At 38.0% G+C, this 13,487-nt stretch carries 14 protein-coding genes; all 14 read left to right on the forward strand.

Annotated elements, in window-relative coordinates:
- Window positions 1–64: 64 nt before the first annotated feature.
- The gene (gene rnmV / locus NST76_RS00340) at window positions 65–631 is read left to right on the forward strand and encodes a ribonuclease M5 (protein WP_036122312.1); all 567 of its coding nucleotides are present in this window, start codon (window positions 65–67) and stop codon (window positions 629–631) included.
- Window positions 624–1,505, forward strand: coding sequence for a 16S rRNA (adenine(1518)-N(6)/adenine(1519)-N(6))-dimethyltransferase RsmA (gene rsmA / locus NST76_RS00345; protein ID WP_036122314.1), 882 nt, complete (start codon window positions 624–626; stop codon window positions 1,503–1,505). Before rnmV ends, rsmA begins: the two co-directional genes overlap by 8 nt.
- Window positions 1,506–1,661: 156 nt before the next feature.
- The gene (locus NST76_RS00350; RefSeq protein WP_004229199.1) at window positions 1,662–1,922 is read left to right on the forward strand and encodes a Veg family protein; all 261 of its coding nucleotides are present in this window, start codon (window positions 1,662–1,664) and stop codon (window positions 1,920–1,922) included.
- A 114-nt stretch (window positions 1,923–2,036) separates the two neighbouring features.
- Entirely contained in the window at window positions 2,037–2,216 is a 180-nt protein-coding gene (locus NST76_RS00355; RefSeq protein ID WP_036122317.1) for a small, acid-soluble spore protein, alpha/beta type, read from the forward strand.
- 221 nt (window positions 2,217–2,437) lie between these two features.
- Window positions 2,438–3,304 (forward strand): 4-(cytidine 5'-diphospho)-2-C-methyl-D-erythritol kinase, encoded by an 867-nt coding sequence (ispE, locus tag NST76_RS00360; RefSeq protein ID WP_036122319.1) that lies wholly within the window; start codon window positions 2,438–2,440, stop codon window positions 3,302–3,304.
- A gap of 56 nt (window positions 3,305–3,360) precedes the next feature.
- Window positions 3,361–4,194 (forward strand): pur operon repressor, encoded by an 834-nt coding sequence (purR, locus tag NST76_RS00365; RefSeq protein WP_004229190.1) that lies wholly within the window; start codon window positions 3,361–3,363, stop codon window positions 4,192–4,194.
- Window positions 4,191–4,565, forward strand: a complete 375-nt coding sequence (locus tag NST76_RS00370; protein ID WP_141905713.1) for a RidA family protein — start codon at window positions 4,191–4,193, stop codon at window positions 4,563–4,565. The genes purR and NST76_RS00370 overlap by 4 nt, the downstream gene beginning before the upstream one ends.
- Window positions 4,566–4,784: 219 nt before the next feature.
- Complete coding sequence (gene spoVG, locus NST76_RS00375) at window positions 4,785–5,087, forward strand: septation regulator SpoVG (protein WP_036122325.1); 303 nt, start codon at window positions 4,785–4,787, stop codon at window positions 5,085–5,087.
- A 261-nt stretch (window positions 5,088–5,348) separates the two neighbouring features.
- Entirely contained in the window at window positions 5,349–6,719 is a 1,371-nt protein-coding gene (gene glmU, locus NST76_RS00380) for a bifunctional UDP-N-acetylglucosamine diphosphorylase/glucosamine-1-phosphate N-acetyltransferase GlmU (RefSeq protein ID WP_141905714.1), read from the forward strand.
- A gap of 24 nt (window positions 6,720–6,743) precedes the next feature.
- Window positions 6,744–7,703 (forward strand): ribose-phosphate diphosphokinase, encoded by a 960-nt coding sequence (locus NST76_RS00385; RefSeq protein ID WP_036122331.1) that lies wholly within the window; start codon window positions 6,744–6,746, stop codon window positions 7,701–7,703.
- 249 nt (window positions 7,704–7,952) lie between these two features.
- Window positions 7,953–8,543 (forward strand): 50S ribosomal protein L25/general stress protein Ctc, encoded by a 591-nt coding sequence (locus tag NST76_RS00390; protein ID WP_036122334.1) that lies wholly within the window; start codon window positions 7,953–7,955, stop codon window positions 8,541–8,543.
- A gap of 145 nt (window positions 8,544–8,688) precedes the next feature.
- Window positions 8,689–9,255: an aminoacyl-tRNA hydrolase gene (gene pth / locus NST76_RS00395; protein ID WP_036122336.1), complete on the forward strand. Its 567-nt coding sequence runs from the start codon at window positions 8,689–8,691 to the stop codon at window positions 9,253–9,255.
- A gap of 245 nt (window positions 9,256–9,500) precedes the next feature.
- Window positions 9,501–9,728: an anti-sigma-F factor Fin gene (locus tag NST76_RS00400; protein WP_004229176.1), complete on the forward strand. Its 228-nt coding sequence runs from the start codon at window positions 9,501–9,503 to the stop codon at window positions 9,726–9,728.
- 142 nt (window positions 9,729–9,870) lie between these two features.
- Entirely contained in the window at window positions 9,871–13,377 is a 3,507-nt protein-coding gene (gene mfd / locus NST76_RS00405) for a transcription-repair coupling factor (protein ID WP_342544489.1), read from the forward strand.
- Window positions 13,378–13,487: the final 110 nt, after the last annotated feature.

Consider the following 13,487-nt stretch of genomic DNA (forward strand, 5'->3'; position numbering starts at 1 on the left):
ACAAACGGTATCTTGCAGTTGTAAAATGGTCAGAAGATAAGGTAGATAGAAAAGAGGAGTCTTTTTGCAAATAAAAGAAATCATTGTCGTTGAAGGAAAAGATGATACGACAGCTATTAAGCGTGCCGTACAAGCAGATACTATAGAAACAAATGGATCTGCTATCTCTGAAGAAACATTGAAGCGAATCCAACATGCTCAAGAAAAGCGTGGTGTTATTGTATTTACGGATCCTGACTACCCAGGACGTCGAATACGTGCCATTATTGAAGAGCGTGTTCAAGGAGTGAAACATGCCTTTTTACCAAAAGCCAAAACAATTGCGAAGAATGGTAAAGGCTTGGGGATTGAGCATGCAGCTGACGATGATATACGTGAAGCATTACGACATGTCTATACCCCTAAACAAGATGTGCCAAACGAAGATGATATTACACTGGAAGATTTAATGACAGCGCGTTTGATTGGCTATCCACAATCAAAACAGCGACGTGATCGACTGGGAGAAATTTTAAATATCGGTGCTACAAACGGTAAACAGCTTCATAAAAGGTTAAAAATGTTTCAGATTACAGAACAGCAATTTGGTGCGGCGGTCGCACAGTTAGATCAGGAGGAAAATGATGCATAAGGATATTGCAACACCAATTCGTACACAGGAAATTTTAAAAAAGTATGGATTTTCATTTAAAAAAAGCTTAGGACAAAACTTTTTAATTGATCCTAATATTTTACGAAATATTGTAAGTCACGCAAATTTAACAGAAAATAGTGGCGCAATTGAAGTTGGTCCTGGTATTGGTGCCCTAACAGAGCATTTGGCGAGAAGTGCCAAAAAGGTTGTTTCCTTTGAAATTGATCAACGTTTATTACCTGTGCTAGAAGACACACTTAGTCCATATAATAATGTGTCTATTATCCACTCTGACATTCTTAAGGCAGATGTTGCAAAGATTATTGCGGAGGAAATGCCAGGTATTGAAGATATTATGGTCGTTGCCAATCTACCGTATTATGTTACTACCCCAATCTTAATGAAATTGCTAAATGACCGATTACCAATCCGAGGTTTTGTTGTCATGATGCAAAAAGAGGTGGCTGATCGTATAACGGCTAAGCCTGGAACGAAGGAATATGGTTCATTATCTATTGCGATTCAGTATTATGTTAAGGCTGATATTGCTATGACTGTACCAAAAACAGTGTTTATGCCACAACCAAATGTCGATTCAGCGGTTATTCGGCTCATCAAGCATGACGAGCCACCAGTAAAAGTAATAGATGAGGATTTTTTATTTGTTGTGACTCGAGCATCTTTTGTTCAAAGAAGAAAAACAATCTACAATAATCTGCAAGCTGGTTTACCAAATGGGAAGGCACAAAAGGAACAAATTTTACAGGCATTAGAGGCAGCTACAATTGAGCCAACTCGTCGAGGAGAAACACTTACTATTCAAGAGTTTGGAAAATTAGCCGATGCACTATATCCTGTGTTTGCAAAGTAAGAATTTTTGTTAACATTTTTTCGTGGATGTAAAAAAATATATGCTTTTTATAAAAAATAAGTTGACAAGATTTATAACGGGCTGATAAAATATTATATTTTGTTGACATTTTTGGGCGATTCGCTTATACTAGTTAGTAGTGAGGTGTAAGCGAAAATGCCAAAAACTTTAGCGGACATTAAAAAGTCGTTGGATTGTCATTTGGGTAAACGTTTGCAATTAAAAGCAAATGGTGGTCGCAAGAAAACGGTTGAGTGTGCAGGGATATTACGTGAGACATATCGCGCTATCTTTGTAGTAGAGCTCGATCAAGAAGACAATACGTGCAAGCGCGTATCGTATAGCTACACAGATATTTTAACTGAAGCAGTAGAGATTACATTTTTAGACGAAGCAAAAGCTGCTGTCGCAAAATAGTTTCTAGTACTTATTTCTATATTTTAGAAACACTCATGTATGTTAAAAACTACATGAGTGTTTTGCGTTTTCACGGGCATACTAAATTCGTCAGTTGTTAAAGGAGGAGTTTATATGCCTAGAAAAGGTATCATGTCACCTCGATTAAAAGAAGAGATCGCAAAAGAGCTTGGATTTTATGATGTTGTGCAAAAGGAAGGCTGGGGCGGCATAAAAGCTCGAGATGCTGGTAATATGGTCAAACGTGCCATAGAAATGGCTGAACGGGCAAGTAATGAGCAAGAGCATAAGTAGGCTATTTTTATTAAAGTAGTCATCTTATAAAGTTTCATTCAGCAAGGATGAAAATCCTTACTGACACAACAAATACAACTGACGAGAGAGAGCCGTTACTCCGAACAGGGTAAACGGTTCTTTTTTTCCATTTTCGCATTCTCATTATGGTAAAATAAAATGAATAATCTTGCGCGAAAAAAAGAACTGTTTATACGTGTAGCTATAAGGGAGGAAGAAAGATGCTTTATGTAAAGGCGCCTGCAAAAATCAATTTAACATTAGATGTACTTTATAAAAGGCCAGATAATTTTCACGAAGTAGAGATGGTTATGACAACTGTCGATTTAGCTGATCGTATCAGTCTTGAATCTCGAGAAGACGGTGTTATTCAAATTATTTCAACAGATAATTTTGTACCAAATGATCATCGTAATTTTGCGTATCAGGCAGCGCGTCTCATTAAAGATACATACGGCATTAGGCAAGGTGTATCCATTACTATTGAAAAGGAAATACCCATTGCGGCTGGACTTGCAGGTGGCAGTAGTGATGCAGCAGCTACATTAAAGGGACTAAATGAGCTTTGGGATTTAGGGTTATCGATAGATGAATTAGCGGAGCTGGGTGCTAAAATTGGCTCGGATGTTTCGTTTTGTGTCTATGGTGGCACAGCACTCGCTACAGGCCGTGGAGAAAAAATAGCTGAATTACCAGCCCCTCCAAACTGTTGGGTTGTATTAGCAAAGCCTAAAATTGGCGTGTCAACGGCTGAGGTATATGGGGGTCTTAAGGTTGAAGGGTTGAAACATCCAAATACCAAGCAAATGATACAAGCGATAGAAACAAAAGATTATGAGCTATTATGTTCTTCATTAGGAAATGTTTTGGAAACTGTAACATTTAACTTACATCCAGAAGTTGTGATGTTAAAAGAACAAATGAAACGCTTTGGTGCAGATGCTACGTTAATGAGTGGAAGCGGCCCGACTGTGTTTGGACTAGTTGATAGTGAAGCTCGTGTTAGTCGCATTTATAATGGTTTACGTGGTTTTTGTGAGGAAGTTTATGCAGTGCGAATTTTAGGTGAGCGGAATACGCTTGCTTAGAAACGCAAATTTGTGTTAATTTTACCTATAAATATTCGTGTTTAGGAGAGGGTCGCATGAAATGGAAGCGTAGTGAACGACTAGTTGATATGACGTACTACTTACTAGAACATCCACATCAGCTGATCCCGCTAACTTATTTTTCAGAACTATATCAATCTGCGAAGTCATCCATTAGTGAGGATTTAACGATTGTAAAGGAAACATTCGAAGAAAAAGGAATCGGGTTATTGATGACAGTGCCAGGTGCTGCTGGAGGAGTAAAGTATATTCCGAAGATGTCCGAGGCAGAAGTACGTTTAGTCATTCAGGATTTAAAGGCAGAGCTTGAACATTCAGATCGATTGTTACCAGGCGGTTACTTATTTATGACAGATTTGCTAGGAAACCCAGATTTAATAAATCGTGTAGGGAAGGTCTTTGCTTCTGCCTTTGCAGATCAACAAATTGATGTCATAATGACTGTAGCAACTAAGGGGATATCCATTGCCCATGCCATTGCAAGACATTTAAATGTACCAGTAGTAGTTGTGAGAAGAGACAGTAAAGTAACTGAGGGCTCTACAGTTAGCATTAACTATGTGTCTGGTTCTTCCAGAAGAATTCAGACAATGGTATTATCAAAAAGAAGCATGAAGAGTGGACAACGTGTGTTAATTACTGACGACTTTATGAAGGTCGGTGGTACTATGAACGGCATGAAAAATCTATTAGAGGAATTTGACTGTCAGCTAGCAGGCATCGCGGTGCTTGTGGAGGCTGAGCATGCCGACGAAACTTTAGTAGATGATTATTATTCACTTGTAAAGCTTCATGAAGTGAACGAAAAAGATCGTACAATTGCATTAAGTGAAGGTAACTATTTTTCTAAAAGGGGACATGACAAATGAAAGTAGTAGCAACAACAAATGCGCCAGCAGCCATCGGACCATATTCACAGGGGATTATTGTTAACGGTATGTTTTATAGCTCTGGTCAAATTCCATTAACAGCTACAGGTGAATTAGTGGAAGGCGATATTACTGCTCAAACAAATCAAGTGTTCGCTAATTTAAAAGCAGTTTTAGCGGAAGCTGGAACTTCTTTAGATCATGTTGTAAAAACAACGGTCTTTATGAAGGATATGAACGACTTTGTCGCAATGAATGAGGTTTATGCAGGCCATTTTGGTGACCATAAACCAGCACGTTCAGCTGTAGAGGTAGCTCGTCTTCCGAAAGATGTAAAAGTAGAAATCGAAGTTATCGCAATCGTAAAATAAAATAATTCGTTAAGTTCCCTAAAGAGAAACGCTCTTCTTTTTAGGGAATTTTTTTAAGCTGACAAACAATTGTCAAAAATTCCGTATATAAGAAAAAATATTATTCTAATAAGTATTCAAATTTTTTAGAAAATTTGATAGACTATTAAAAGGAAAATATTCGGTAATTGAGGATATGATATTTTCATGAAGGCATCTAAGAAGAGAGGTGGTGAGAAAATGGAAGTTACTGATGTGAGATTACGTCGAGTACAGACGGATGGTCGCATGCGTGCGATTGCTTCCATTACACTTGACAATGAGTTTGTTGTTCATGATATTCGTGTAATTGATGGAAATACTGGTTTATTCGTAGCTATGCCAAGTAAACGAACACCGGATGGGGAGTTTAGAGATATTGCCCATCCAATTAATTCTGACACTCGAAATAAAATTCAAGAGATCATTTTAAACGCCTATCATAACTCTAGCGAAATAGAGGAAACGGGCAAAGAGGAAGAATTAGAGGGTATTGGTGTGTAATAAAAAGGGAATAAATACCTATTAAAGGATTTGCTACAAATTAATGTGTAGAAAATGAGGAAGAACTCTTCTAGTAGGAAGGGTTCTTTTTATTTTGATAAAAAGAGAATATGAGTAATTTTAGGATATACTTCATGACAATCGAGCATAAGGTGCAATGGATTTTGTAATTCATCTTTTTGTCAACTCTACATGCCTTGAAAATAGATGAATTTTGCTATATAGTCATAAGAGAAAATGAGCGTATTGGAGGACTTACAGATGAGCAATATTTTTGCTGTCATTTTGGCTGCAGGTCAAGGTACACGTATGAAGTCCAAATTATATAAAGTGCTCCATCCAGTATGTGGGAAACCAATGGTGCAACATGTGGTGGATCATATTCAAACGTTAGATGTAAATCGCATTGTAACGGTTGTTGGACATGGTGCAGAGAAAGTGCAACAACAGCTTGGAGATAAAAGCGAGTATGTTCTGCAGGCCGAACAGCTAGGTACAGCTCATGCTGTTCAACAAGCTGAGGCTATTTTAGGTAACGAAGAAGGAACTACATTAGTTGTATGTGGGGATACACCACTAATTCGTCCTGAAACAATGCAGGCTTTATTCGAACATCACCAAGCAAAGAATGCTAAAGCAACTATTTTAACAGCGATTGCGGAAAATCCAACTGGCTATGGTCGTATTTTACGTGGCGATAACGGACAGGTTGAGCAAATTGTTGAGCAAAAGGACGCTTCAGCAGAACAGCAATTAGTAAAAGAAATAAACACGGGCACATACTGCTTTGATAACAAATTGTTATTTGAAACATTGAAGCTTGTGAAAAATGACAATGCACAAGGTGAATATTATTTACCGGATGTCATTGAAATTTTACAAAAGCAAGGTGATATTGTTGAAGCTTATGTCACTGATGATTTTGAAGAAACATTAGGTGTCAATGATCGTGTAGCTTTGTCACAAGCTGAGACATTAATGCGTACGAGAATCAATGAAAAACATATGCGTAATGGTGTCACAATTATACATCCTGAAACAACGCATATTAGCGCAGACGCAGTTATTGGGCGCGATACGGTTATTCAACCAGGCTCAATGATTGAAGGTGCCACTGTTATCGGTGAAGATTGCATAATTGGACCAAATACTCAAATTGTAGATAGTCGTATTGGTGACCGCACAACTGTACATTCTTCTGTTGTACGTGAAAGCGCTATTGCGGATGATACAGCTATTGGGCCATTTGCTCATATTCGACCACTTTCAGACATCGGTAGCCATGTGAAAATTGGTAACTTTGTAGAAGTGAAGAAAAGCAAGCTAGATAATGACACGAAAGTATCACATTTAAGCTATATTGGTGATGCAGAAATAGGCAGTAACGTCAATATTGGCTGTGGTTCCATTACAGTAAATTATGATGGAAAAAACAAGTTCAAAACAATTATTGAAGATGATGTATTTGTAGGATGTAATACTAACTTAGTAGCACCAGTGAAAGTTGGAAAAGGTTCATTTATTGCAGCAGGTTCTACAATTACTAAAGAAGTTCCTGAAGACGCACTAGCAATAGCTCGTGCACGACAAGAAAACAAACCGAATTATGTAAGCAAATTAAATTCAAAATAATTATCAACTAAACAGGAGGCCATCATGCCGTATCATTATGCAAACTCACAATTAAAAATATTTTCACTTAATTCCAATAATCCATTAGCTCAAGAAATTGCGCAGGAAATGGGCGTTGAATTAGGTAAATCTTCTGTTAAGCACTTCAGCGATGGAGAAGTTCAAATTAGCATTGAAGAAAGTATTCGTGGTTGTGATGTGTTTATCGTGCAGTCTACTTCTGCACCAGTAAACGAACATTTAATGGAGCTTTTAATTATGGTAGATGCAGTTAAACGTGCGTCTGCTCGTACAGTAAACGTTGTAATGCCTTATTATGGTTATGCACGCCAAGACCGTAAAGCAAAGGCGCGTGAGCCAATTACAGCTAAATTAGTGGCTAACCTACTTGAGACTGCTGGTGCAACACGTGTTATCGTATTAGATTTACACGCACCTCAAATCCAAGGTTTCTTCGATATCTTAATTGACCACTTAATGGCGGTACCATTACTATCTGATTACTTCAAATCTAAAGGTATTCCAGATGATGAAATCGTGATTGTTTCACCAGACCATGGTGGGGTAACACGTGCTCGTAAAATGGCTGAACGATTAAAAGCACCGATTGCAATTATTGACAAACGTCGTCCGAAACCAAATGTTGCGGAAGTTATGAACATTGTTGGTAATGTTGATGGTAAAGTGGCAATCTTGATTGATGATATTATTGATACAGCAGGTACAATTACAATTGGTGCCGATGCTTTACGTGCTGCTGGCGCTAAAGAAGTTTATGCTTGCTGCTCACACCCTGTATTATCTGGCCCAGCGATTGAACGTATTGAAAACTCTTCTATTAAAGAATTAGTTGTGACAAATACAATTCAGTTGCCAGCAGAGAAAAAATCGCCTAAAATTACGGAGCTTTCTGTAGCTAAATTAATGGCTGATGCTATTTCTCGTGTTTATGAAAACAAATCTGTAAGTACTCTATTTGATTAATAAATATGGCGAGTTAAAGACAAATCTACCTTTTTGGGTGGATTTGTCTTTTTTATATTCATTTTTGTGAAGATGACGTAATAGATGAGTGCTTTTGGTGTGAATCATCTCACAAAGGGGTATAATAGATAATGTGTCTTAATAATATTTACTCTAAGTTAAAAAATAGAGCTAAATATTATCATAGCCTTCAACAAATACATTGTTGATAAGGCGTAAATAATTTTCTTGGAAGGGGAATAAAGAGGTATGAGTACAGTATTAAGTGTTACAAGGCGCGAAACTGGGCATCGTTCGACATTAACCCAACTTAGAAAAGGGGGAGCCATTCCTGCAGTTATTTACGGCTATAAGTTAGATTCAACCCCAATTTCTATTGCTGCAAAAGATTTTAAAAAATCCATTCAAAAAAATGGGCAAAATAGTGTGTTTTCACTAGAGTTAGAGGGGAAAAAAGTGAATGCTGTTGTGTCAGAGGTACAGCAATGTTCATTGAAAGATGAAGTAAATCATGTCGACTTTTTAGCTATTAATATGGCTGAAGAGTTAGAAGCTGATGTTCCGATTAAATTACTTGGTCAGTCAGTTGGAGTAAGTGAGGGCGGTATTTTAATGCAGCCTAACTTAGAATTGAAAGTGAAAGTAAAACCTGCGGCGTTACCTGAATCAATTGATGTTGATATTTCAGCATTGAAAATCGGGGAAACCCTAACGGTAGCAGATATTCGTGAAAAAATACCTGTTGAAATCATCAGTGAAGATGACTATATATTAGTAACCGTTGTGGCGCCTCCTTCTGTAGGGGAAGAGACTACAGAAAGTGTGGAAGAGCAAGTATAAAAGTAAATAATAGGTAAGGCTAATAAGGAGGCTACGGCTTTCTTATTAGCCTTTTTTTATGTCAGTAGGATTGTACAAAATGCTTTCTAGGTGTGCTATATGGTAAAATAATGACTATTAGATTGGAAAGAAGAGAGAGGTACTTATGAAAATTATCGTTGGATTAGGAAATCCAGGTAAACCTTATGAACATACAAGACATAATATTGGCTTTGATGTTATTGATGCATTAGCAGAAAAATGGGGGACACCTTTAACAAACTCGAAATTTAATGGGATGTATACAACTGTACATCGACCTGAGGGAAAGGTTCTACTTGTTAAACCTTTAACATATATGAATTTATCAGGGGAATGTGTCGGTCCCCTTATGGATTATTTTGATATTGATGTAGAAGATTTGATTGTTATTTATGATGACTTAGATTTAGAAACAGGTAAATTACGTCTGCGACAAAAAGGAAGTGCAGGTGGTCATAACGGCATTAAATCCTTAATTCAGCATCTTGGTACTCAGGAATTTAATCGTATCCGAGTAGGGATTAGCCGCCCACCAGCTGGTATGAAGGTAGCAGACTATGTATTAGCAAGATTTTCAAAGGACGATCAAGGTCTTATTGAAGAAGCCATTGAAAATTCTGTAAATGCTGTTGAAGCATCCCTTTCAAAGCCATTTCTTGATGTGATGAATCACTTTAACGCTAGCAAATAGATGGAATGCCACTAATAAATTTCCGTTAAAGTCTTTGGATAATTGGACTGGTTTAAGGTGAATGACTACAGACCTTTTACTATCATGACAGCTGATGTTTGTAGTGATTAGTCTTCACTACAAGCAAAAATCAATTCTCTAATTTTCAAGTTATTGCAATGCGGATGACATTGGAAAGTGCATAATCCGTTTTATAAATGTCTATACTTTAAGTAGAAAGCTGCTTAAAGGAGGATGATTTGGAGATGTCAGTTCGCTACCGATGTCGGCATTGTGAAGTAGAAATAGGGACACTACCATTTGATGCAGATGATACAATTCGAAAATTGCATATTTTTGAATTGGGAGAAGCAGATGATTATGTTGAGAAAGATCAACATGGACAAACGACTGTGCACTGTATTTGTGAGCAATGTGAGGATTCGCTGAAACAATATCCAGATTATCACGCACTCAATAAATGGATTCAATAATTGGAAGGATGCTTTGACGCACTTCATGTGTGTTCAAGGCTTTTTCCATTTTATAAAATAGCTGATAAGAAAGATAAATAAAATAGTACTAGAATAATAGCATTGAAAATTTAGAATTTTATGCTGAAAGGAGCTTTTGACTGTGGAGGTTTTACGACAGCTTGTGTCGCAGGATAAACATATTACATCATTTTTACAGGAGATTCAGAGCGGTCAAACTGCATCACAGCTTATTACTGGTTTAACAGGAAGCGCACGCCCCGTAATGGTCGATGCGTTATTTGAGCATGTGAAGAAGCCAATCTACATTGTTTCTCCTAATCTACTGCAGGCACAAAAGATGGTTGATGAGCTTGCTGGATTATTAGGTGAAGAGCATGTTCATTATTATCCAGCGGATGAATTCATTGCAGCAGACCTTTCTGTTGCTTCACCAGAACTACGTGCGGAGCGAATTGCAACACTCGATTGCTTAGCTAGAGGTGAGAAGGCTGTCTACGTCATACCAGTGGCAGGTTTACGGAAAATAATGCAGCCTAAGGAACATTGGCTACAATATTTTTTACAAACAGCTGTAGGCGATGAGATTGAAATAGATACTTGGTTACAAACATTAGTTGAAATGGGCTATGTGCGTAATTCAATGGTAACGACACCTGGAGAATTTGCGTTGCGTGGAGGCATACTAGATATTTATCCACCTTATTTGGAAGCACCTATTCGAATTGAATTATTTGATACTGAGGTTGATTCCATACGAACATTTTCAGCAGATGATCAACGTTCGATTGATAAATTACAAAAGATTCGTATTCTTCCTGCTTCAGAGGTCATTCTAACTAAGTTAGAAAGGCAGGCATTAGCAGGCCGTTTAGAAGCGGCATTGGCTGCAAGCCTAAAGAAGGTAAAAAAGCAGGAGACAAAAGAACTTCTGTATCAATATATTCAATATGATATTGAATTGTTACAGCAAGGGAATTTACCCGACTACGTAAATAAATACGGCTCATTATTATACGATAAAACAGCTTATTTAGGAGATTATTTTGCACAAGATGGTATTGTGCTCTTTGACGAGCTTGGACGCATTCAGGAAGTGATGGATGCATGGGAACGTGAAGAGGATGAATGGTTTTTATCTTTAATTGAAGAAGGAAAAATGGTTCATGATGTCAAACCTGCCTTTACATTAAAAGAAATACAAGCAATGTTGTCACAACAGAAGCTATCATTTTCATTATTTTCAAGAACATTTGCTGGAATAACGTTTAATAAGACAACTAATTTCTCTTGTAAGCCAATGCAGCAATTTCACGGACAAATGTCATTGCTTCAAACTGAAGTCGAACGCTGGTTACTTGGTAAATTTACCGTACTGATTGTTGCAAGAGATAAAGAACGTGTTAAACGAGTTCAGCACATGCTTGGAGAATACGATATTCATACGGCTATTGGTGAACCAACAGAACCTGGTATTTATATAGTAGATGGTGGCTTGTCGAGTGGCTTTGAATTGCCACTGCAACGTCTAGCAATTGTGACAGAAGACGAGCTTTTTAAACAGCAGGCAAAGAAAAAAGCACGTACACAAAAAATGACTAATGCTGAACGTATTAAAAGCTATACGGAAATTAAACCAGGTGATTATGTTGTACATGTTCATCATGGGATTGGTAAATATATTGGTGTAGAAACATTAGAGGTCAATGGTACACATAAGGATTATTTGCATATTCGCTATCGTGCAGACGATAAACTATACGTACCTGTAGAACAAATAGACTTAATCCAAAAATATGTGGCGTCAGAGGATCGTGAACCGAAGCTACATAAATTAGGTGGCGCTGAATGGAAAAAGGCTAAAGCGAAGGTATCTTCTGCTGTACAGGATATTGCCGACGATTTAATTAAGCTATATGCGAAGCGTGAAGCTGAGAAGGGGCATGCTTTTACACCTGATAATGATGACCAGCGTAATTTCGAGTCATTGTTCCCTTATGAGGAAACAGAGGATCAGCTACGTTCTATTGTAGAAGTGAAACGAGATATGGAGCGAGAACGCCCTATGGACCGTTTAGTGTGCGGTGATGTAGGCTATGGTAAAACCGAGGTAGCCATTCGTGCAGCATTTAAAGCTATTCAAGATGGTAAACAGGTTGCATTCCTCGTTCCTACAACGATTTTAGCCCAGCAGCATTATGAAACCATCCGTGAGCGCTTTCAGGATTTTGCCATTAATGTTGGCCTGTTATCTCGTTTCCGAACGAAAAAGGAGCAGTCTGCCACATTAAAAGGCTTAAAAGAGGGGCGCGTTGATATAGTTATAGGAACACATCGAATTTTATCTAAAGATTTAATTTTCCAAGATCTTGGTTTGTTAATTGTTGACGAAGAACAACGCTTTGGTGTGACACATAAGGAAAAAATTAAACAGCTAAAGACAAATGTTGATGTTTTAACTTTAACGGCAACTCCAATCCCGAGGACACTTCACATGTCAATGGTAGGAGTCCGAGATTTATCTGTTATTGAAACGCCTCCTGCTAACCGATTCCCGGTTCAAACGTATGTGATGGAGCACAGTGGCGCATTAGTGCGAGAAGCTATTGAGCGGGAAATGGCGCGTGGCGGACAAGTGTTTTATTTATATAACCGAGTAGAAGATATGGCTCGAAAGGTTGAGGAGATTCAAGTGCTTGTCCCTGAAGCACGTATAGGCTTTGCGCATGGAAAAATGACAGAGTCAGAGCTGGAATCTGTGATTTTATCCTTTTTAGAGGGTGACTATGATGTGCTTGTTACAACAACCATTATTGAGACAGGCGTCGATATACCAAATGTGAATACATTAATTGTTCATGATGCTGATCGCATGGGCTTAGCGCAGCTCTATCAATTACGTGGACGTGTTGGTCGCTCTAACAGGGTAGCCTATGCGTACTTTATGTACCAACGTGACAAAGTATTGACAGATGTAGCAGAACAACGATTGCAGGCAATTAAAGAATTCACTGAGCTAGGCTCCGGCTTTAAAATTGCTATGCGTGATTTATCTATTCGGGGAGCAGGTAACTTACTTGGTGCGCAGCAGCATGGCTTTATCGATTCAGTCGGCTTTGATTTATACTCACAAATGCTTCAGGATGCCATTGCTGAACGTCAAACAGGTGTGAAAAAAGAAGAAAAGCCAGATATAGAAATATTGCTAAGTGTTGATGCTTATATCCCTGATGCCTATATTCCAGATGGGTATCAAAAAATCCAAATGTATAAACGTATTAAGGCAATGGATCAGGTGGAGGAGTACGAAGAAATCATGGAGGAATTGGAGGATCGATTTGGCGATCTTCCAATAGAAACAGAGCGTCTACTACGAATAGCAAGAATGAAGGTTTGGGGCTTAGGTGCTGGAGTAGTATCTGTAAAGGAAAAGCAAAAAATTATTACTATCCTATTATCCGAACAGGGGACAGCCAATGTCGATGGCAGTAAGATTATTGAAGCGTCAATGAAGTTTGAGCGTGCTGTTGGCTTTGGTATGGATGGCATGCAGTTGAAATTAACAATCGATGAGCGTAAGAGCGGAAAATATCAACCCTTTGATATTTTGGAAGAGCTAATGCAAATTATCGATAAGGCAAAAAAATAGCAAAAGGCTAATCTTATCTTTTTATGGAAGAGATAAGATAGCCTTTTTATTTTTCCAGTTTTTTTATGAATTGATTATAGAAATTTGTTCCTTGGGTAATCTAATAAGGA

This window comes from Lysinibacillus sp. FSL W7-1291, from assembly GCF_038593415.1.
Lineage (GTDB): Bacteria > Bacillota > Bacilli > Bacillales_A > Planococcaceae > Lysinibacillus > Lysinibacillus fusiformis_D.